Source organism: Streptococcus mitis, assembly GCF_002005545.1.
GTDB lineage: Bacteria > Bacillota > Bacilli > Lactobacillales > Streptococcaceae > Streptococcus > Streptococcus mitis_I.
Window position 1 is genome coordinate 165,749 of record NZ_LBMT01000001.1, and the last position, 22,398, is coordinate 188,146.

Annotated in this window: 21 protein-coding genes; 3 read left to right on the forward strand and 18 right to left on the reverse strand. The window is 41.6% G+C overall.

The window, feature by feature from the left end; genetic code table 11:
- The first annotated feature begins 24 nt into the window (after positions 1-24).
- Positions 25-1,590 (forward strand): ABC transporter substrate-binding protein/permease, encoded by a 1,566-nt coding sequence (locus tag QS39_RS00790; protein ID WP_077804353.1) that lies wholly within the window; start codon positions 25-27, stop codon positions 1,588-1,590.
- Positions 1,590-2,330, forward strand: coding sequence for an amino acid ABC transporter ATP-binding protein (locus tag QS39_RS00795; protein ID WP_077804354.1), 741 nt, complete (start codon positions 1,590-1,592; stop codon positions 2,328-2,330). The genes QS39_RS00790 and QS39_RS00795 overlap by 1 nt, the downstream gene beginning before the upstream one ends.
- A gap of 243 nt (positions 2,331-2,573) precedes the next feature.
- On the opposite strand, the gene QS39_RS00805 is transcribed toward QS39_RS00795, so the two are convergent.
- From QS39_RS00805 to QS39_RS00870, 14 genes are all read right to left on the reverse strand, one after another.
- The gene (locus QS39_RS00805) at positions 2,574-2,789 is read right to left on the reverse strand and encodes a capsule biosynthesis transcriptional regulator (protein WP_001130036.1); all 216 of its coding nucleotides are present in this window, start codon (positions 2,787-2,789) and stop codon (positions 2,574-2,576) included.
- An 830-nt stretch (positions 2,790-3,619) separates the two neighbouring features.
- Complete coding sequence (gene ilvA, locus QS39_RS00810) at positions 3,620-4,870, reverse strand: threonine ammonia-lyase IlvA (RefSeq protein WP_077804355.1); 1,251 nt, start codon at positions 4,868-4,870, stop codon at positions 3,620-3,622.
- A gap of 114 nt (positions 4,871-4,984) precedes the next feature.
- A complete protein-coding gene (ilvC, locus tag QS39_RS00815; RefSeq protein ID WP_000290683.1) occupies positions 4,985-6,007 on the reverse strand; it encodes a ketol-acid reductoisomerase in 1,023 nt (340 codons plus the stop codon).
- A gap of 66 nt (positions 6,008-6,073) precedes the next feature.
- Positions 6,074-6,550, reverse strand: coding sequence for an acetolactate synthase small subunit (gene ilvN, locus QS39_RS00820; RefSeq protein WP_001253803.1), 477 nt, complete (start codon positions 6,548-6,550; stop codon positions 6,074-6,076).
- Entirely contained in the window at positions 6,543-8,243 is a 1,701-nt protein-coding gene (locus tag QS39_RS00825; protein WP_077804356.1) for an acetolactate synthase large subunit, read from the reverse strand. Before QS39_RS00825 ends, ilvN begins: the two co-directional genes overlap by 8 nt.
- A 200-nt stretch (positions 8,244-8,443) precedes the next feature.
- On the reverse strand, positions 8,444-10,111 hold the full coding sequence (locus tag QS39_RS00830) for a DAK2 domain-containing protein (RefSeq protein WP_000036655.1): 1,668 nt from the start codon (positions 10,109-10,111) through the stop codon (positions 8,444-8,446).
- 2 nt (positions 10,112-10,113) lie between these two features.
- Positions 10,114-10,479, reverse strand: coding sequence for an Asp23/Gls24 family envelope stress response protein (locus QS39_RS00835; RefSeq protein ID WP_077804357.1), 366 nt, complete (start codon positions 10,477-10,479; stop codon positions 10,114-10,116).
- Between the two features lie 146 nt (positions 10,480-10,625).
- A complete protein-coding gene (rpmB, locus tag QS39_RS00840) occupies positions 10,626-10,814 on the reverse strand; it encodes a 50S ribosomal protein L28 (protein ID WP_001140948.1) in 189 nt (62 codons plus the stop codon).
- Between the two features lie 105 nt (positions 10,815-10,919).
- Positions 10,920-11,594 (reverse strand): LiaF transmembrane domain-containing protein, encoded by a 675-nt coding sequence (locus QS39_RS00845; RefSeq protein ID WP_077804358.1) that lies wholly within the window; start codon positions 11,592-11,594, stop codon positions 10,920-10,922.
- Positions 11,595-11,598: 4 nt separating this feature from the next.
- Positions 11,599-12,045 (reverse strand): LytTR family DNA-binding domain-containing protein, encoded by a 447-nt coding sequence (locus QS39_RS00850; RefSeq protein ID WP_020901878.1) that lies wholly within the window; start codon positions 12,043-12,045, stop codon positions 11,599-11,601.
- 113 nt (positions 12,046-12,158) lie between these two features.
- A complete protein-coding gene (locus tag QS39_RS00855; RefSeq protein ID WP_000800900.1) occupies positions 12,159-12,662 on the reverse strand; it encodes a phosphatase PAP2 family protein in 504 nt (167 codons plus the stop codon).
- A 95-nt stretch (positions 12,663-12,757) separates the two neighbouring features.
- Positions 12,758-14,518: an ABC transporter ATP-binding protein gene (locus QS39_RS00860; protein ID WP_077804360.1), complete on the reverse strand. Its 1,761-nt coding sequence runs from the start codon at positions 14,516-14,518 to the stop codon at positions 12,758-12,760.
- Complete coding sequence (locus QS39_RS00865) at positions 14,508-16,277, reverse strand: ABC transporter ATP-binding protein (protein ID WP_077804361.1); 1,770 nt, start codon at positions 16,275-16,277, stop codon at positions 14,508-14,510. Before QS39_RS00865 ends, QS39_RS00860 begins: the two co-directional genes overlap by 11 nt.
- The gene (locus QS39_RS00870) at positions 16,252-16,722 is read right to left on the reverse strand and encodes a MarR family winged helix-turn-helix transcriptional regulator (RefSeq protein ID WP_000360545.1); all 471 of its coding nucleotides are present in this window, start codon (positions 16,720-16,722) and stop codon (positions 16,252-16,254) included. The genes QS39_RS00865 and QS39_RS00870 overlap by 26 nt, the downstream gene beginning before the upstream one ends.
- 213 nt (positions 16,723-16,935) lie before the next feature.
- Between QS39_RS00870 and QS39_RS00875 the strand changes: the two genes are divergently transcribed.
- Positions 16,936-17,577 carry a DUF308 domain-containing protein gene (locus tag QS39_RS00875; protein ID WP_004249328.1) on the forward strand — a complete coding sequence of 214 codons (642 nt, stop codon included), beginning with the start codon at positions 16,936-16,938 and terminating at the stop codon, positions 17,575-17,577.
- A gap of 55 nt (positions 17,578-17,632) precedes the next feature.
- On the opposite strand, the gene QS39_RS00880 is transcribed toward QS39_RS00875, so the two are convergent.
- The 4 genes from QS39_RS00880 to QS39_RS00895 all read right to left on the reverse strand — a co-directional run bounded on the left by QS39_RS00880 (position 17,633) and on the right by QS39_RS00895 (position 22,395).
- Positions 17,633-18,349: a YebC/PmpR family DNA-binding transcriptional regulator gene (locus tag QS39_RS00880; RefSeq protein WP_000532883.1), complete on the reverse strand. Its 717-nt coding sequence runs from the start codon at positions 18,347-18,349 to the stop codon at positions 17,633-17,635.
- Between the two features lie 95 nt (positions 18,350-18,444).
- Complete coding sequence (locus QS39_RS00885; RefSeq protein WP_077804362.1) at positions 18,445-19,815, reverse strand: MATE family efflux transporter; 1,371 nt, start codon at positions 19,813-19,815, stop codon at positions 18,445-18,447.
- 114 nt (positions 19,816-19,929) lie between these two features.
- Complete coding sequence (recA, locus tag QS39_RS00890) at positions 19,930-21,084, reverse strand: recombinase RecA (RefSeq protein WP_077804363.1); 1,155 nt, start codon at positions 21,082-21,084, stop codon at positions 19,930-19,932.
- 54 nt (positions 21,085-21,138) lie between these two features.
- Positions 21,139-22,395, reverse strand: coding sequence for a competence/damage-inducible protein A (locus tag QS39_RS00895; protein ID WP_077804364.1), 1,257 nt, complete (start codon positions 22,393-22,395; stop codon positions 21,139-21,141).
- Positions 22,396-22,398: the final 3 nt, after the last annotated feature.

Consider the following 22,398-nt stretch of genomic DNA (forward strand, 5'->3'; position numbering starts at 1 on the left):
AATAGATTAGAAATAGGAGAAATCATGAGAAAAATATACTTATCTATTTTCACAAGTCTCTTGCTGATGCTAGGACTTGTCAATGTTGCTCAAGCCGATGAATATTTACGCATCGGGATGGAAGCAGCATATGCTCCCTTTAACTGGACTCAGGATGATGATAGCAATGGAGCTGTCAAAATCGATGGGACTAACCAGTATGCTAACGGATACGATGTTCAAATCGCCAAGAAAATCGCTAAGGACTTAGGTAAAGAACCTTTGGTTGTTAAAACAAAGTGGGAAGGTCTAGTCCCTGCCCTTACTTCTGGTAAGATTGACATGATTATCGCAGGTATGAGTCCAACTGCCGAACGCAAACAAGAAATTGCCTTTTCAAGCAGTTACTACACTAGCGAACCAGTTCTACTAGTCAAAAAAGATTCTGCCTACGCAAATGCTAAATCTTTAGATGACTTTAATGGTGCGAAAATCACTTCTCAACAAGGTGTCTACCTCTACGACTTGATTACACAAATCCCGGGTGCTAAAAAAGAAACAGCCATGGGAGACTTCGCTCAAATGCGCCAAGCTCTTGAGGCTGGTGTCATCGACGCCTATGTTTCTGAACGCCCTGAAGCACTGACTGCCGAAGCTGCTAACTCTAAGTTTAAAATGGTTCAAGTAGAGACAGGTTTTAAAACTGGGGAAGAAGATACAGCTATCGCCATTGGACTTCGTAAAGATGATAACCGTATTAGCCAAATCAATGCCAGCATTGAAACCATTTCAAAAGACGATCAAGTTGCCTTGATGGATCGTATGATCAAGGAACAACCTGCCGAAGCTACAACAACTGAAGAAACTAGCAGTAGTTTCTTTAGCCAAGTCGCTAAAATTCTTTCTGAAAACTGGCAACAACTTTTGCGTGGTGCTGGTGTCACTCTTTTAATCTCTATCGTCGGAACTATCACAGGTCTCATTATCGGTCTTGCCATTGGTGTTTTCCGTACTGCTCCCCTCTCTGAAAATAAAGCTATCTACGGCCTACAAAAACTAGTCGGCTGGATTCTCAATGTCTATATCGAAATTTTCCGTGGTACACCAATGATTGTTCAATCAATGGTTATCTACTATGGAACTGCCCAAGCTTTCGGGATCAACCTTGACCGTACACTGGCTGCTATCTTCATCGTTTCAATCAATACCGGTGCCTACATGACTGAAATCGTCCGTGGTGGTATCCTAGCAGTTGATAAGGGACAATTTGAAGCTGCGACTGCTCTTGGTATGACTCATAACCAAACCATGCGTAAGATTGTCCTACCTCAGGTAGTCCGTAACATCCTACCAGCAACTGGTAATGAATTTGTCATCAATATCAAAGATACATCTGTATTGAACGTTATCTCTGTTGTCGAACTTTATTTCTCAGGAAATACAGTGGCAACGCAAACCTATCAATACTTCCAGACATTTACAATCATCGCCGTGATTTACTTTGTCCTCACCTTCACCGTAACACGTATCCTACGCTTCATCGAACGCCGCATGGACATGGATACCTATACTACAGGTGCTAACCAAATGCAAACGGAGGATTTGAAATAATGACACAAGCAATCCTTGAAATTAAACACCTCAAAAAATCCTATGGCCAAAACGAAGTGCTAAAAGACATTTCACTCACTGTCCACAAGGGAGAGGTCATCTCTATCATCGGAAGCTCTGGAAGCGGGAAATCGACCTTCCTACGCTCCATTAACCTACTTGAAACGCCAACTGATGGACAAATTCTTTATCATGGACAAAACGTCCTCGAAAAAGGCTATGACCTCACGCAATACCGTGAAAAACTAGGGATGGTGTTCCAATCCTTTAACCTCTTTGAAAATCTTAACGTACTTGAAAACACAATTGTCGCTCAGACAACTGTCCTTAAACGCGAACGTACAGAAGCTGAAAAGATCGCCAAAGAAAACCTTGAAAAGGTCGGCATGGGAGAACGCTACTGGCAAGCAAAACCGAAACAACTCTCAGGTGGTCAAAAACAACGTGTGGCCATCGCTCGTGCCCTTTCAATGAATCCTGACGCTATTCTCTTTGATGAACCAACATCAGCTCTCGATCCAGAAATGGTTGGAGAGGTCCTCAAAATCATGCAAGATCTGGCTCAGGAAGGCTTGACTATGATTGTCGTAACCCATGAAATGGAATTCGCCCGTGATGTCTCTCACCGTGTTATCTTTATGGATAAGGGTGTGATTGCTGAAAAAGGCAAACCAGAAGACCTCTTCACCAATCCTAAAGAAGACCGTACAAAAGAATTCCTTCAACGCTATCTCAAATAAAAAGAAAAGGCTGCATCAATCGTGCAGTCTTTTTGCTGTTCTCATACTCTTCGAAAATCTCTTCAAACCAAGTCAGCTTCGCCTTGCCGTAGGTATATGTTACTGACTCTGTCAGTCTTATTTACAACCTCAAAGCAGTGCTTTGAGCAGCCTGCGGCTAGCTTCCTAGTTTGCTCTTTGATTTTCATTGAGTATCAAAATGAAAAGGCAGACCTTATTCAAGAATCCGCCATTATCCAAAGATTAATCTTCAAATTTTTCATGATTTTTTTCATAGAAATCAATTAAACCTAGAGCTGTTTCAAATGAAATATTTTTTACTTTTGCACGACCCTGCGCTAGAGCAATGATAGACATTTCACGCGCATTCGTTTCTTTAGAGATACGGTAGCCTGTGATTTTCTTATCACGAACCCAGCCAACAACTGATTCTACTTTTTCAAAGTTTGACTTAGCCATGTTCTTCTCCTATTTTCTTCTTTACGTTATATTATTCTATACGTTTTTATGTCTTTTGTCAATAAAAAAACATATATTCAATAAAATAAATGATCCAGAATCTTCTTACTTCCTTTTTAAAGCCGATAATATATAGGTTTTTGCTTACTATAACCCATTAGTATGCTCCTAAAAAACAATTGCATTATTAAACTTTAAACTCGTAAAAATATTCATGTATACTGAATGCCAGTTTCTCAATAGGATAGACAGGATTTACTATTTCATTCTATATATTCCTTTTAAATCAACAAGTCCACTAAAGATAGTCTTTCACTCCACACTATCTCTAAACCATTCCGTTTTCTTTCTCCTTCTTTGGTTCCTTTCCTGTCCTTATCTATATCTTATTTATTTCACAACCGGTACTACTTACATTGTCCAATCTTGCACCTTCTGATTACACACCCGCTTTCCAGCTAGTCATTTAAAAATAGTATCACTAGCTGTTTCATGTCTAGCACTATTGTTTATCTCACGAGTTTTTTCAGCCGACTCACCTAGCAACCATCTCACAAACATTGATTATTTTTTCTGATTCCTATTATATTTAGCGAAAGTTCAAATTAGGGATATATACAATTGGGGATTTCAAAAAATTTCCTTATATATAGTAAGTAATTCTGTCGCCTTAATATAAACAGAATCAAAAATAATAGGTGCTATAGTGAGTTGTAGTAGAAATAGCACGATAGATTTCCTAAGTCCATAGGAATCGCCCCCTTTCTTCACCCTCATTATAACACCTATACATCAGTTGTGCAAATAATATGATATTTTTTTATTAGTCCTCAGACAAGCATATTATAGAGCGTTTCATTACCATTTAAGTTAATATAAGCTGGATCAAAACCTTCCATTCGACGAATCAATCCTGCATAATCATGCTTATCTGCCAAAGCGATCCCAATTAAGACTGGGCCTGTACCCTTGCTAGCTCGCTTGATATACTCAAATCGTGTGATATCATCATTTGGTCCCAGGATATCATTTACAAACTCACGCAGAGCACCTGGACGCTGTGGAAAATTGACCACAAAGTAATGCTTGATCCCATCATAAATCAAGGCACGTTCTTCCATTTCTGGCATACGGTTGATATCATTATTTCCTCCAGAAATGATACAACAAATGGTTTTCCCCTTGATATATTCAGCTAAAACTTCTAAAGAGGCGATACTAGCCGCTCCAGCAGGTTCTGCGACAATCCCTTGCTTAGAGTAGAGGTCAATCAAGGTTTCAGAAATCAATCCCTCATCGACACCTACCAAAGTTTGAACATGTTGACGAGTTGCCTCATAGGTCAATTGACCTACCTTTTGTACAGCAATCCCATCCGCAAATTTGTCAATTTCTTTGAGTTTGACTGGACCACCAGCTTCAAAGGCAGCCTTCATGGAACGTGCTCCATTAGCCTCTACCCCAATGACTTCAATTTCTGGACTTGTTTCCTTGATATAGGTAGAAACCCCAGCAATGAGACCGCCACCACCAACAGGGACCAAGACAGCATCAAAATCAATCGATTCTTTTCGAGCTTCTTCTAAAATCTCATAAGCAACTGTCCCTTGACCAGCTTGAACATGAGCATCATCAAAGGGATCAATAAAGGTACGATTTTCAGAAACTGTAAATTCTTGAGCTGCTTTAGCTGAGGCATCAAAGGTATCTCCAACTAGTTTAATGGTCACGAAATCCCCACCAAAAAAGCGAACCTGCCCAATTTTTTGTTGCGGTGTAGTAATGGGCATAAAAATAGTAGCAGGAATTTTCATCTCATTACAAGTATAGGCAACTCCCTGCGCATGATTTCCCGCAGAGGCACAGACTACCCCACGCTCACGCTCTTCCTTGCTGAGCTGAGAAATAGCATAATAGGCACCACGAATTTTAAAAGAGCGAACACGTTGGGCATTTTCCTTTTTCAAATAAATCTTAGCATCATACTTCTCCGATAAATAATGGTCATAATCAAGCGGTGTATTAACGACCACACCATTCAAGACCTTGTGAGCCTTGATTATATCTTTTGAACTTAACATCATTTTCTCCTAGACTATTTCATACTTATCGCAATCCATCCTCTTAAAAGTGAGATGAATTGATTATAAAAGCGAGTTAGTCCCCCAACTCGCCTTCACCTTAATTTCTATCCATTAGTTATAGATTTTGAATGCATCGTCGTCGTTTTTACCAACGAATGGCATTGCTTTACGCAATTCTGCACCAACTTTTTCAATTTCAAGGTTCGCTGCTTGTTCACGGTAAGCAGTCAATTTTGGACGTCCAGCTTTATAGTCATTTACAAAGTCATTTGCAAATTTACCATTTTGGATGTCTGCCAAGACAGCTTTCATGTTTTCTTTAACTTGCTCAGTGATGACACGTGGACCTGATACATAGTCACCGTACTCAGCAGTGTTTGAAATAGATTGACGCATTTTCTTGAATCCACCTTCGTAGATCAAGTCAACGATCAATTTCATTTCGTGAAGAACTTCAAAGTAAGCCAATTCTGGAGCGTAACCTGCTTCTGTCAAGACTTCGAAACCTGCTTCGATAAGGGCAGTCAAACCACCACAAAGTACAGCTTGTTCACCAAACAAATCTTCTTCAGTTTCTTCTTTGTAAGTTGTTTCAAGAAGACCTACACGAGCTGCTCCAACACCTTTACACCAGTCCATAGCAATGTTTTTAGCATTTCCTGTTGCATCTTGGTATACTGCGTAAAGAGCTGGTACGCCAAATCCTTCTTCGTAAGTACGACGTACCAAGTGTCCTGGCCCTTTAGGAGCACACATGAAGACATCTACATCTGCAGGAACTTTGATAAATTCAAAGTGGATGTTGAAACCATGAGCAAATCCAACTGCGTTTCCAGCTTCCAAGTTTGGAGCGATTTCTGCTTCGTACAATTCTTGTTGGATTTCGTCTGGTGCCAAAATCATGATAACGTCAGCCAATTTAGTAGCTTCTGCTACTGTGTAAGTGTCAAATCCATCTTCTTTTGCTTTATCAAAAGATTTACCTGGACGTACACCGATAATAACGTCACGACCTGAGTCACGCAAGTTTTGAGCATGCGCATGTCCTTGTGAACCATAACCGATAACGGCGATTTTTTTACCGTCAAGTGCTGCTACTTTAACATCTTTTTCGTATTCCATTTGAACTGCCATAGTTTTTTCTCTCTTTTCTATTATTTATTGCCTTTTAGGCTGGTTTAACAAATTTAAGTTGGATTTTTAATCGCGGGTAAATCCAGTTGCACCCGTTCTAGCAATATTACGAATACCGTATGGTCGAATGACTCGCAATAGAGCTTCACTCTTTTCAGCATTTCCTGTCATCTGAATGGTAATCGAGCTTGGCGCTACGTCTACCACTGTTGCACGGAAAGGTTGAATAATAGCTAGAATCTCAGCTCGTTTCTCAGCTGGCGCTGACATCTTAACCAAAATCACCTCTCGCTCCAAATGAGGTTTATCCGTAATATCACGAATGCGAATTACATCAATCTGACGATTGAGTTGCTTGATGATTTGCTCAACTTCATCATGTGAAGCTACATCAATAATTATGGTGATGCGCGATACATTCGGATCTTCTGTTGCTCCAACAGAGATGCTTTCGATATTAACCTGACGGCGAGACAGGACACCGGTAAAGCGGTTGAGGACTCCTGAACGATTTTGTAGTTTTGCTGTTAACATTCTACGCATGGAACTTCACCCCCAACATCTCATGATTACTCTTACCAGCTGGTACCATTGGTAACACCTGCTCCTTACGAGAAATATCTACCTCGATTAGCATAGGAACATTCTCAGTGATGACTTCAAGGTCTTGAGCCAAGGTCTCAGGATTGTCAAACTTATAGTTTTTAATGCCATAAGCCTGTGCCATCAATTGGAAATCAGGAAGGGTATCAAAGACTGACTCTGATGTTCTACCTTCATAGAAGGATTCCTGCCACTGGCGAACCATTCCAAGTGAGTGATTGTTCAGCATAACCACCTTGATTGGCACTTTGTAAATATTCAAAATAGCCAATTCTTGGTTGGTCATTTGGAAACCACCATCCCCAACGAACAAGACTACTTCCTTATCTGGGTTAGCAATTTTAGCACCGATTGCTGCTGGAATTCCGAATCCCATTGTTCCCAAACCGCCTGAAGTCACTAACTGACGTTCATTTTGGTATGGATAATACTGGGCTGTCCACATTTGGTGTTGACCAACGTCTGTTACCACAATGGCATCCCCGTTCGTCAATTCACCAATTCGTTCAATAACGGCTTGCGGTTGAACCACACGCTCTTTCTTGTCATAAGAACGAACACGGTTCTTATCTTTAGTAACTTTCTCAATCCATTTCTCAGTATTGTTATGAACTATTGGTTCCGCCAACAACATTTGCAAGGCCTTCTTAGCATCTCCAACTACAGGAATATCTGCACTGATAATCTTACCAATCTCAGCTGGGTCAATATCAATGTGGGCAACCTTGGCATTCTTAGCGAAGGTCTTAGGATTCCCCGTCAAGCGGTCATCGAAACGGCAACCAATACTAATCATAAAGTCCGCTTCCGTCATGGCAATATTAGCTGCGAAAGACCCGTGCATGCCTCCCATTCCAAGGAAGAGTGGATGAGTCGTTGCAATCGTACCTTGTCCTAAGAGACTAGTTACCACTGGAATTTGATAGCGTTCTGCAAATTCATTTAGTTCCGCAGCAGCTTCAGCATAACTAATTCCGCCACCAGCTAACAAGACTGGCTTTTTAGCCTTGGATAATTGCTTCAAGATTTTCTTGATTTGCATATCATTTGGCTCAAGAGTCGGCTGATAGCTTGGTAAATTCACTTCTGGTGAATAGATGAAGTCTGTTTCTAAAGCAGATACGTCTTTAGGTAGGTCAATGACAACTGGCCCTGGACGTCCTGTAGTTGCGATATGGACAGCTTCCGTAATGATACGAGGGATATCAGCTGTCTCACGAACTTGGTAATTGTACTTAGTGATTGGCATGGTAATTCCCACGATATCTGCCTCCTGAAAGGCATCCTTTCCAATCCCTGCTCGCGCCACCTGACCTGTAAAGACCAAAAGGGGAACGCTATCGCTCATGGCATCTGCAATCCCTGTAATGGCATTTGTTGCTCCTGGTCCGCTAGTGACGACGGCAACACCCAACTTTCCAGTTGATTTGGCATAACCTTCAGCTTCATGCAAACAACCTTGCTCATGGCGTCCTAGAATGTGGCGAATGCCTTTAAAATTATATATCGCATCATAAAAAGGCAAGACAGCACCACCAGGATAACCAAAGATGGTATCAATTCCTAAATCACGAAGTGTTTCCAAAACTAGGTCCGACCCCGTCTTAGGAGATTCTAAACTGATTTTCTCCATTGTTCCCCTTTCTCTTCTCTTAAAAATAACTTGTTACTATCATACCACTTTTTCAAAATTTTTCAAGACAAAAGAAGAAATTTTCTGAATTTTCTATTTTAACGTTTATTTATGAATGTTATTTTTGTTTTTATTAAAAAGATACCGATTTCATTTACTGAAAAAGAAAAAAGAACTGATTTCTCAGTCCTTCATTAATCTTATTCCACACTAAATAGGTATGGGTAAACAGGTTGTTGACCTTGGTGAATCTCTACTTCAACATCTTCGAATTCTTCTGCGATTTCTTGAGCAATTTCATTGGCAAGTTCTTCGCTTCCGTCTTCACCGACATAGAAGGTTACGATTTCACTATCTTCATCCAACATATGTTTCAATGTTTCAGTCAAGGTTTGGTGCATGTCAGGGTTTGACACGAGAATTTTCCCATCGACCATACCAAGATTATCGTTTTCATGGATTTCTAAGCCATCAATCGTTGTATCACGCACAGCTGTTGTGACGCTTCCGCTAACTACATCGCTAAGGGCTGCAGTCATACGCTCTTGGTTTTCTTCGATTGACTTGCTTGGGTCAAAAGCGAGAAGACTAGTCAATCCTTGAGGAAGAGTACGAGCTTCTACCACTACTGCTGGTTGTTCCAAAACTTCTGCTGCAGATTGAGCTGCCATGAAGATATTCTTGTTATTTGGCAAGAAGATAATGTTACGAGCGTTGACCTGTTCAACAGCCTTGATAAAGTCTTCTGTTGAAGGGTTCATGGTTTGACCACCTTCGATAACATAATCCACACCTTGAGAACGGAAGATATCTGCTAGACCTTTACCAGCCACTACAGCAATCAAAGCATACTCTTTTTCTTCAGCTGGCTTGCTAACTTGGGCAGCTTCTTTCTCAACCTGTGCTTCGTGTTGGTTACGCATATTGTCAACTTTTACCTTAACCAAGCTACCATATTTGAGACCTTCTTGCATAACAAGTCCTGGATCTTCTGTATGGACATGGACTTTGACAATTTCATCATCGTTGACAACGAGGAGAGAATCTCCAAGTTCATTCAAGTAGTTACGGAATTCGTCGTAGTCAAAATCTTTAGCATAGGTTGGACCTTGCTTAAGAGCTACCATGATTTCAGTACAGTAACCAAATGTGATGTCCTCAGTCGCTACGTGACCAGCTACAGACTTGTGGTGCTCCGCATTGATCATCTCACTCATGTTGGCAGGAGTCGCTACAAAGTCCTCAGATGCAATATATTCGCCAGTAAGGGCTGAAAGGAATCCTTCGTAGATGAAGACCAGTCCTTGACCACCTGAATCCACAACGCCAACTTCCTTCAAGACTGGAAGCATATCTGGCGTTTTAGCTAGAGCGGTTTTAGCACCTTCTAAAGCTGCGCGCATGACTTCAACAGCGTCATCTGTTTGCTCAGCTTTTTTCTTAGCACCGATAGCAGCCCCACGAGAAACTGTCAAAATCGTTCCTTCAACTGGTTTCATAACTGCTTTATAAGCAACTTCCACACCTGATTGGAAGGCGAGGGCCAAGTCTTGACCTGTTAACTCGTCTTTATCTTTGATAGCTTGTGAAAATCCACGGAAAAGCTGAGACGTAATAACGCCTGAGTTCCCACGCGCACCCATCAAAAGACCTTTAGCAAGAATGCTCGCTACCTCTCCAACTGTAGAAGCTGGCTTGTCTGCAACTTCTTTAGCTCCATTTTCAATGGTCATTCCCATATTTGTCCCAGTATCTCCATCTGGAACGGGAAAGACGTTTAATGAATTGACATATTCAGCTTGCTTATTCAAGCGAGTTGATGCAGCCTGCACCATTTCTTGAAATAAGCTAGTAGTAATTTTTGACACGGTTATTCTCCTACAACTTTGATATTTTGAATGTAGACATTTACAGTCTGAGCAGTAATTCCAAGCTGGTTTTCCAAACTAAAACGAACACGCTCTTGAATGTTTTTTGACACTTCGCTAATCTTTGTTCCGTAGCTCAACACGGTATATACATCAACTGCAATACTGCCATCTTCGGCCGCTTTTACGACGACACCTTTGGAATAATTTTCCTTACCTAGAAGGGCTTGGAAATTATCTTTGAGGGCTTTTTTACTAGCCATACCGACCACACCAAAAATCTCAGTTGTTGCACCACCTACGATAGTTGCAATCACTTCATCTGTTAGTTCGATTTGACCATCTTTTGTATTAATTTTTACAGTCATCCTTTTTACCTCAACTAGTTGATACTCTATTTTATCATATTTCAGCCCAAGTGTAAAAGCAGAATACTGTATCAGCGGATATTTACTCTATTTTTTTATACCCACAATAAAAGAAAAAAGACCCTAAGGTCTCCTTACTTTTATTATTAAACGCGTTCAACTTTACCTGATTTCAAAGCACGAGCTGAAGCCCAAACTTTTTTAGGTTTACCATCGATAAGAACAGTAACTTTTTGAAGGTTTGGTTTTACGGCACGTTTTGTTTGGTTCATCGCGTGTGAACGGTTGTTTCCTGATACAGTCTTACGACCTGTAAAGTAACATACTTTAGCCATTGTGTTTTCCTCCTATTAGATCTAATATAGCGGATGTGCTAGCACCACATACCGTACTATGTTATCACACTTTCTTCATTTTTGCAAGGGAATTGGAAGATTTTTTTATTTAACGTAGACAATCCCCAACTTCCCAAAAGCCACATCTCCACGGATAATCAAGGTTTTACTTGTTGGGGCTAGAGAAGTATCTGCCTTAGCTACACCACAGAAAGTTTCTACCTTTAAATCAACTCGCCAATGTTGGGGAACATAGATAACTGCATTGCCAAAACCAACTTCTACTTTCAGGGTTGCAGTATCTCCTAAAATCTCTGCATTGTCATAATATATCTTAGCATTGCCAAAACCAACTTCTACTTGGTCTTCTACCAATTCTTGGTTTTGCTTGTAGAAAGTCCCAGTCCCAAAAGCGACTTCCTTATCTGTAAGAATGGTCTTTTCACCATCATACCACCATTTTTTTCCATTCCAAGTTCTGTTAGAATGAGTGAGTGCGCTGACACCCATTACGATTAAAATACTTGCCCAGAACAATGACTGATTGGGAATTGGTAAAATGCCATAAAAGTGGTTAGCAATCATTAAGGCTACTAGAGCTGTAAAAGAGGCTGAAGTTAAGTGACGACGCAACAAAGCTCCAACTGATTGATAGGCAAAAAATGCAATACCAAGCAAGGGCCAAATTTGCCCACCGAATGAAGGGATTCCAAAATTTCCTTGTAATAATATTAAAGCTGCCAATACTAGCAACACAATACCAAATGCTTTCTTTTTCATGTTCTTACCTCATGTTTCTTAGATTTTCTTTTAGGAGGGATTGGTAATGTCGTGAGACATGAACCTCCTTGTGGGTCTGATAAAAGGAAATGGTGCCCGTTCCTGAAAAGGACTTGTCCACCGAGTAAACTTGCCGAATATTAGCAATGGTCGACTTGGATACTCGACTGAAATAACGGGGCAGGATAGACTCTAACTCATAGAGTTTAAGCCGAACCTCGTAGGCATCTTTCTGGGTATGGGCATAAATCTTGTTCCCCTCTGTTTCAAAGAAGAGAATTTCCGACAAGTCCAGATAATATTCACCCGTCCCCTTGTAAAAAATCAAACGAGGAGACTTGGACTCTTGCAAGAGCCGCTGTAAATCCGCAATCTCATCTGTCAAAGCCGCTGCCTTGATGACAATTTCAGTTTCCTCTAAATTGCTGTCAATTTCGATTCGTAACTTCATTCCATCTCCTTTCTGACTCTACTATATCAAAGCCAAAATAAGAAAACAAGAGCAAAAAAGCAAGTGGTTACTTTAGACCCGTAAGTGGTTGTAAGGCTACCTTAACTTACAGGTCAAAATAGAAAGAAAAGCACACCCCACACAAGACCACAAATATAGCCAACCACTACATCCTTAGGATAATGCACGCCACCTAAGACTCTCACTAGACCGAGGAGAGCTGACAAGACCAACAAGATAACCCCTACGGATAAACTAGCATGTAAGCAAGCCATGGAGATAATGGTGGCTGAAAAGACATGACGACTGGGCATAGACTGACCAGGACTATCTCTGTCAAGCAAGGGTTTAATATCCCATCCCTCATAAGGCCTAGGGGCATTGATTTTCTTACGAAGAAAGGACAAAATCACAAAACCTGATGCAGGAATAAACAAATAGATTCCGACCTGTTTCCCAAGTCCTTCTTGGAGATAGGTAGTAGTTAACAAGATTAAATAAACTATAGGCATAACTACTGTCATGAAGCGATTGAAAGCTCTCAGCAATCTCAGAAAGATAGGCTTATTTTCAATATTAGCAGCAATATGGTCATACCATTCTTGATAATTTTTCATATATTTTCTCATTACTTACTCAAATTTTGCTTGCAGGGAAACACTTATCTTCTAGTATAGTGCAGAAAAAGAAGGCCGTCAAGCCTTCTTTGGATTTATTCTTCTGCTTCGTCTTCTGTAAACTGACTGTTATAGAGGTCAGCGTAGAAACCAGCTTGCGCCATCAGCTCATCATGATTTCCTTGCTCGATGATATTGCCATCTTTCATGACGAGAATAAGATCAGCATTTCGGATAGTTGACAAGCGGTGGGCGATGACAAAGGAAGTTCTTCCCTCCATCAAACGGTCCATGGCTTTCTGAATCAATTCCTCCGTCCGAGTATCGACAGAAGAGGTCGCCTCATCTAAAATCAAGAGCGGTGCATGTTTCAACAAAGCACGAGCGATAGTCAAGAGTTGTTTTTGCCCGACAGACAAGGTCACCGTGTCGTCCAAGACGGTATCGTAACCATCTGGTAGGGTCATGATAAAGTGGTGAATCCCTACAGCCTTGCTGGCTTCAATCACGCGCTCATCACTAATCCCCTCTTGGTTATAGATGAGATTATCTCGGATAGTACCTTCAAAGAGCCAAGTATCCTGCAGGACCATTGAAAAGGCATCATGTACTTCCGAACGCTTCATCTCCTTGGTATCCACGCCATCGATGCGGATACTTCCCTTATCAATCTCATAGAACTTCATCAAAAGATTAACAATAGTTGTCTTACCAGCCCCGGTCGGTCCAACAATGGCAACCTTTTGACCTGCATGAGCTATCGCAGAAAAGTCATGGATAATGGTTCGCTCTGGTGTGTAGCCAAAGGAAACTCGATCAAAGACCACTTGACCTTTCATATCGCTCAATTGTCTTTCTTTATGGGATTCATCTTCCATTTCCTCTTCAGCTAGAAATTCGAAGACACGCCCCATGGCTGCGCTAGCCTGCTGCAAACTAGTAATCCCTTGAGCAATTTGAGAAAGGGGCTGAGAAAAGATACGAACGTAGGCCATAAAGGCAACGATAATCCCGATACTGATGTGCCCATTCAGAGCCAAGGCTGCACCAACAATAATCACTAAGGCATAACTAAAGTTCCCAATAAACATCATAATCGGCATCATAATCCCTGAAATAAATTGAGATTTCCAGATACTATCATACAGACGATTGTTTAATTTCGCAAACTCTTCTTTCGTGCTCTCGATAGCATTGTAACTGGTCACCACATTATGGCCAGAGTACATTTCCTCCACATAGCCATTGACAGCTGCCAAATCCTGTTGCTGACTCTTAAAAAAGCCCTGTGATTTGCCCATAAAGACAGACACGAAAGCAAAACCGATAAGAGTTGACACAACCGTCACCAAGGCTAAAATCCAGTTCATCCCAAACATGGTTACCAAGACTGCTAAGACCAATAAACTAGATGAAAGAACCATTCCCAGACTTTGATTAAGGGACTGGGCTGCAGTGTCAACATCATTGGTTACACGAGACAAGGTATCCCCCTGAGAGTGTCCATCAAAATATCCCAATGGTAGGCGATTGATTTTCTCTGCAATGGCTGTTCTCAAACGCTCTGAAAAACGTTGAATGGCTGTTGTAAACAGAAATGCCTGTAAATAATTTGATAGAAGTCCGATCACATAAATCACGGCCAAAAAACCACCAATAGCTGCAACCGCTGCGACATTCACACTTGTTTCCAGACCACTGGCAATGATATTGGTCATTTCCTTGATGCGAGTCGGCCCATAAACAGTAATGATATTGGATACGATTGTTGCTAGAAAGGCTATCAGAAGGGCAAACTGGAGGCCTGCAAGATAGGGTTTACTCTGTTTCCAGAGAGACATTTTCTTATTTTCCATGTTCCAATTCCTCCTTCGATAGTTGTGAATAGGCAATTTCTTGGTAAACTTCGTTATTAGCTAGAAGTTCCTTGTGGGTTCCTTGTCCCACGACTTTTCCTTGATCCAAGACCAAAATCAAATCAGCATCCATAATCGTTGAAATACGTTGTGCAACGATAAGTTTGGTCATAGATTTGGTTTTCTCTGCTAACTCTTGGCGTAGAACTCGATCTGTCTTGTAGTCCAAGGCTGAGAAGGAGTCATCAAAGATGAGGATTTCTGGCTTCCGAGCCAAGGCACGCGCAATGGCCAGACGCTGTCTTTGACCACCTGAGAAGTTGGTTCCTCCTTGGGCCACTTCTGACGCTAAGCCCGCTTCCTTGTCTTCGATAAAGTTCTTAGACTGAGCCAACTCCAAAGCCTGCCACATAGCCTGCTCACTAAGTGGTGTTTCTTGACTTTGTCCAAAGTCTAGATTGTCCTTGACATCACCTGAAAAGAGAACCGCTTTCTGAGGAATATAACCAACCTTGTTGCGCAAATCTTCTAAGGCATAGTCTTGAACATTGACACCGTCCACCAGAATTTCTCCTGCTGATACGTCGTAGAAACGTGGAATCAGATTGACCAGAGTTGATTTACCAGAACCTGTTGATCCTATAAAGGCCACTGTTTGACCAGTTTCTGCTCTAAAGCTAACATTCTCAATAACCGCCTCCGAATTTGCCGCATAGCGGAAGGTCACATCCTTAAACTCGACCTGACCTTTGAGGTTTTCATCAGCCAGCTGCACTTGAGCAGGGGTTTGGATAGAAGAATGCAAATCTAAAACTTGATTAATCCGCTTAGCAGAGACCATAGTTCGGGGAAGAACGATGAAGAGTGCTCCCATGAGAAGGAAGCCCATGACAACCTGCATAGCATAAGACATGAAAACAATCATGTCACTAAAGAGAGGCAGACGCGCTATCGGAGCAGCGTCGTTAATCACATAGGCCCCAATCCAGTAAATCGCCACACTCAAGCCACTTGAAATCCCCATCATGATAGGGTTCAAAATAGCCATAAGACGGTTGACAAACAAATTCAAGCGTGTCAATTCATCATTTGCTGCTGCAAATTTTTCATTTTGGTATTCTTCAGCATTGTAGGCACGAACGACACGAATACCTATTAAACTTTCACGAGTGATACTGTTCAGTTTATCTGTCAGCCCCTGAATCAAGGACTGTTTTGGAAAGGCTAGCGTCACCAAAACGATCGTCATCAAAACGTTGACAATCACTGCCACAAGTACGGCCCAGAGCCAGTATTCTGAATGGCCTAAAATCTTCCCGATGGCCCAGATAGCCATAATCGGACCACGCGTAACCACTTGCAAGCCCATGGTAATCAACATCTGAACTTGGGTAATATCATTGGTCGTACGAGTTAAGAGACTAGGGATAGAGAATTTCTTAATCTCTGTCTGCGAGTAGTCTAAAACTCGATTAAAAATATCACTTCTTAGCCTACTAGTATAAGAAGCAGCCACTCTAGACGCAAAAAATCCAACTGCAACTGCGGACAAGAAGGCCAGAAAGGACATTCCCACCATCATGCTTGCTGGCTGCCATAACTCATCTAAGTTGCTACCCTGAGTTCCTAGTAAATCCGTAATTTTCGAGATATAGGTTGGCACTTCCAACTCTAGATAAACTTGAAAGCAGGTAAAGAGAATGGCTAGAAAAACAATCCCCCATTCTTTTCCACTAATTCGTTTTGCTAATTTCTTCATTCTCTCCTCCTATTCTCTTGATATTTTCCTGTAGTTGAGCAAGGACCTTCTCAAAAATCAGTAATTCATCTTCATCTACGTCTTCTATCAACTGCTTGTCAATGCGTTCAAAGAATGCCTTAACCTGCTGCATTTGAGAACGTGCTTTGTCCGTCAAACGTACAAACTTGGCCCGCTTATCGACAGGACTCGCCTCCAATTCCACCAAACCATTTTGCACCATACGCTTGACTAGATTACTAGCAACAGACTTGGTAATATTGAGTTCCTGCTCGATATCTTTAATCAAGACCAAGTCTTGATTTTCCTCACGGCTATCCAAAAAACGTACAACCTGACCTTGAGGCCCACCCATAAATTCAATGCCACAACGTTTGGCTTCCTTTTGCACCATGAGGTGAATCTGATGACCAAAACGCTTAAAGACTAACATCGGTTTATCCATACTAACTCCTTTCTAACCATCACATTTAGTTCTCCTAGGAACTAAATAAGTTTCCATGAGAACTATTTTACCATTTTCAGAAAAGATGTCAAGAAAAAGTTTTCATGAGAACTATCTTAGTTTAAATTGACATTAGGCAATATCTTTTATATAATAAGCGCTAACTACTGTGGATAGAAATCCATTCACTCAATGAAGGGAGAAAACTTTCAAATGAAACCAGAAGAACAAAGAGTTTTAGGAATCTTAGCAACCATTTTTGGAGCCATTGCACTTTTAGGATCCTGGATCCCGTTTATTAACTATCTATCGTTGTTCATCGCCATCGTCGCATTTATCTTGGGGATTATCGGCCTTATCGTCAACCTCAAAAAACGGAAAACAATGGCTATTATCGGAACATCCCTGGCAGTTGCCTCTGTTGTACTTTTCTTTACGAGTCAGGCACTATACGCTGATGTCTACAAAGAGTATGCCAAGGAGTTTAACCGTTCCTACATGGATACGAGTGCCTCAATGGAACGCGAAGAAAAAAGCGACTTGACAGACGATACCTTCACCTGGACCCAAGAACAGTTCGACGCCTTAATCGAAGGCGACCTTGACAACAAAGGAAAAGGTGGTACCACCTACGAGGATATTATCAATAAACACGGAAAGCCAGATTCCGAGTTTGACTTCACTCTTGGGGGTTACAATACGAAAAAAATCACCTATATCTCCATTGGAGACAAGATCAAGACTGTTACCTTAACTTTTGCAAAAGATGACAATGGACAGCTCTTGCTCGTCCAAAAACATGCAGTCGGTCTAGGTCTAGAAAAAAGCAAGCAACAAAACGATTCTGAAACCTGAGTCTAAGTTCAAATATCAAAAAAACGAACAGCTAGTAAAACTGTTCGTTTTTCTATTAGAATCCATCTACGTTTGTGTAGATCTTTTGTACGTCTTCGTCGTCCTCAAGAACGCTGTAAAGTTTTTCAAAGGTTTCAAGGTCATCACCTGACAATTCCACTTCTGACTGAGGAATCATTTCCAATTCAGTCACTTGGAATTCTTCGACACCTGACTCACGAAGGGCAACGATAGCCTTGTGAAGGTCTGTTGGAGCTGTGTAAACAGTAATTGTTCCTTCTTCTGCTTCTACATCGTCCACATCTACATCTGCTTCTAGCAATTGCTCAAAGACCGCGTCCGCATCTTCACCTGCAAATACGATAACACCCTTGTTGTCAAAGAGGTAAGAAACAGAACCTGAAGCACCCATGTTTCCGCCGTTTTTACCAAAGGCTGCACGGACATTGGCTGCTGTACGGTTAACGTTTGATGTCAAAGTATCAACAATCAACATAGAACCATTTGGTCCAAAACCTTCGTAACGTCCTTCTGTAAAGGTTTCGTCTGTGTTTCCTTTAGCCTTGTCCAAAGCCTTATCGATAACGTGTTTTGGCACTTGGGCTTGTTTAGCACGGTCGATAACGAATTTCAAGGCTGAGTTTGATTCTGGATCTGGATCACCTTTTTTAGCTGCTACATAGATTTCTACACCAAATTTTGCATATACTTTAGAGTTAGCTCCATCTTTAGCCGTTTTCTTAGCTACGATATTGGCCCATTTACGTCCCATTAGGAATCTCCTTTTTTCACATTTTAATCTTTCTTATTATAACACAAGTTTTTTCGATTTTCACTAGAGGAAATGGATTTTATTAGCAAATACAGCTAGGAGAGCACTTTGGTTGCCAAGATTGCCTTGCCTTCTTTTATCAAGGGGTGACGAAACAGTGAAAAATACAGTTGGATAGTCATGGCAACCCAGATTAGGGGTTCACAAAGAATAACTCCCTTATAGCCTGCCCAAGGGATAATCAAGACCACAAAAGCGATTTTCCCGATTAATTCGATAAAGCTAGAAACCAGAGGAAGGATTTTTTGCCCCAAGCCCTGCAAACAATTGCGATAAATCAACAAGAGGCTCAAAATAGGATAGAAGACTGAACTGATTTGCAGGTAGAGACTTCCATTTTCTATCAAGTAACCATCCGTCGAACTAGCCAAGAAGGAAACCAAGGCTGGACTGGCAAAAAAGAGGAAGATACAAATAAAAACTGCCCAGGATATACTTAAACGACTACCGATTCGAAGACCTTGAACAATGCGGTCTGGTCGTTTAGCTCCTAGATTCTGAGAAGCAAAGGTCGTCATCGAGGCAGAAATAGCGGTCATAGGAAGAAGGGCGAAAGCCATAATACGTCGAGCCGCCGTCTGGGCACTAATAATCACTGCACCAAAGGTATTAACAGAAGACTGTAAAATCACACTGCCGATAGATACAATCGAACTCATCAAGCCCATAGCCAAACCTTGCTCCAAGAGATCAGCGTACAAGCTTTTGTCCCATTTAAAATGCTTGAGCTGAGGGAGTAGCTCAGGCACACTCTTACGGATATAATAAAAGCAGAGAACCGCTGATAACCCTTGCGAAATAATGGTAGCTAGTCCCGCGGATTGAACTCCCAGATGCAATTGCGTAATGAAATAGAGATCCAGAACCACATTAACCAGAGCAGAGAAAATCAGAAAACCAAGCGCTGCCAGACTGTCCCCAATGGACCGCAATAAACCTGCAAAGAGATTATAGGCAAAGCTGACACCGACACAGGTCACAATCATAGAAATATATTGATAGGACTGGGGAAGAATTTCTGCAGGAGTATCTAGGTATTGCAAGAGAGGATACAAACCAAGAAAGCCCAGCAGCATAACTACAACACTCAAAAGAGCACCTAAAATCCAGGTGGTTGCTACTGCTTCCTTAATCTTAGTAAAATTCCGAGCCCCATAATAGCGAGCAATGACAATTCCCATGCCATTGCCAACACCAAGAGTAAAACCTACGATCAGGTCAAAAATCGCTGTCGTCGCTCCTACTGCAGCCAAGGATTCTTGACCAAGAAAACGCCCAACAATCAAGACATCAGCAGTATTATAGAGCTGTTGAAAAATATTTGATAGCAAGATTGGGAAGGTGAAGCTTAAGAGCGAGGGAAGAATCGGACCATGTATCAGGTCCACTGTTCGTTTTTTATTCATAAGGCTATTATATCAGCTTTCTAGAGGAGCGACAAGAAACAGCAAACTATAGGCAATCTGAAATCTTGAACAAAGAATCGAAAAAGCAGTAGATTTCTCCACTACTTTGACAGCTTATTCTTCAATTTCGATTTCAAGCTCATCGCCTAGGTCAAGAGTTACTTCTTCATTCACAGAGTCTACTTGAGTTGCTTCATCTTTTTTGCTTTCAGCAGCTTCTTCTCCATCAATCAAACCAAATTGAACACGGACTTGATGGTCAATTTCATCAAAGATTTCTGGATGATCTGCCAAGTATTTCTTAGCATTTTCAGAACCTTGCCCGATTTTCTCATCCTTGTAAGAGTACCAAGCTCCTGCTTTTTTGATGATATCCAAATCGCTTGCGATTTTCAAGAGTTCACCAGTCTTAGAAATCCCTTCTCCGTACATGATTTCAACGAAGGCTTCCTTAAACGGTGGAGCTACCTTGTTTTTCACGACCTTGATTTTAGTTTCTTTACCGACATTGGTATCTTTTTGGTCACCAGTTCCCTTGATTTGTGTACTTCCACGAACATCCAAACGGACTGATGCGTAGAATTTCAGAGCACGTCCACCAGGAGTTGTTTCTGGATTTCCAAACATGACCCCAACTTTTTCACGTAATTGGTTGATAAAGATGGCAATTGTTTTGGTTTTATTGATAGAAGCACCGAGCTTACGCATAGCCTGGCTCATCATACGAGCCTGCAAACCAACGTGGCTATCTCCAATATCTCCATCAATTTCCGCACGAGGAACAAGGGCCGCAACGGAGTCGACCACGACAAGGTCCACAGCACCTGAGTCAATCAATTTTCCTGCAATTTCAAGACCTTGCTCTCCTGAGTCTGGTTGAGACAAGAGCAATTCGTCAATGTTAACACCAAGGGCCGCAGCATAAGCTGGATCGAGGGCATGTTCCGCATCGATAAAGGCAGCAATACCACCTTCTTTTTGCGCTTGTGCAACTGCATGAAGGGCAACCGTTGTCTTACCAGATGACTCTGGTCCATAAATTTCAATGATACGCCCCTTCGGATAACCACCTGAACCAAGGGCAATGTCAAGCGCCAAGGAACCTGAGCTCATCACTTGTACCTTTTGCTCGGCACGTTCACCCAAACGCATGATTGATCCTTTACCAAAGTCTTTCTCAATCAATTTAAGAGCGTCATTCAAGGCTTTTTCACGTTCTGCCCCGAATTTTTTTGAAATTTCATCTAATTTTTTTGGTTTTTTCGCCATTCTATTCTCCTACATTCTAATGGTCCTCAGACCTATCTACTATTATATCAAAAGTTAGTCACTTAATAAAGCCTTGCGAACTAGGTTAAAGGCATACATAACCGCAATGTGACGCACATCTGCTCGACTTCTGCCTCCAATATTCACCTTGATGACCTTAGTTCCATGCTCCTGTGCCAAGCCTATGAAGACTGTTCCAGCTGGGTGCCCTTCGAGCCTATCTGGTCCTGCCACTCCAGTCAAACTAATGCCAAAATCTGACTGGGTCTTGCTTCGTGCCTGCTCAGCCATCTTCTGAGCTGTAAATTCAGACACCACACCATGTTCTTCCAAATCCTTGACAGGAATATCCAACATCTTTGATTTTTCCTCCAGGCTATAGGTTACAAAACCACCCTTAAATATACTTGAAGCACCCGAAAAATCCGCTACCCTAGCTTGGAAAAGACCAGCCGTCAAACTCTCTGCAGCCGTGATAGTTTTCCCTTGCCTTTTCAGCTTTTCTACCACAATACTGGCTAAACTAGTCTCTTCCCCATAACCATAACAAAGTTCTCGTAAAGAAAGGCCTTCAAAAGTTTGGCGATTCAAGATTTGGTTTTCTAAGATATCCAGCGCTTGATTCGCCTCTTCTTGACTGCTAGCTTTTGTTGACAGACGCAGAGTGACTTCTCCTGTCTTAGCATAAGGGGCCAAGGTCGGATCTGTTTGATTATCAATTAAATCAGCTAAAATCGTAACCAACTGACTTTCGCCAATCCCAAAGAAACGAAGAACTCGGGAATACAGCTTGCTCCCTGTCATCAACTTGGGTAGAAGTTGGTTTAAGACCATGGGTTTCAATTCACTTGGTGGACCTGGAAGGACAACGTAGGTCACTCCATCGACTTCCAATATTCCTCCTACAGCCAGTCCTGTTTCGTTTGGCAGTGGAGTCGCACCTTCTACAATTTGAGCTTGTCTTTCATTATTCGGTGTTCGGGCATAGTCTGGTCTCTGGGCGAAAAATACATCTAACTTTTCTTGTGCCTGAGGATCGAAGACTAATTCCTTCCCTAAAAATTTAGCCAGAGTTTGTTTTGTCAAATCGTCCTCAGTTGGGCCCAAACCGCCTGTCAAAATCACCAGACTACTACGTTGACTGGCAATCTCAAGCAAAGACAAGAGACGAGCTTCATTGTCTCCTACAGCCGTCTGAAAATATACGTCTACCCCAATCTCTGCTAGTTTTTCTGATAAAAACTGAGCATTGGTGTTGACAATCTGTCCTGTCAAAATCTCTGTTCCAACAGCAATAATTTCTGCTTTCATGTT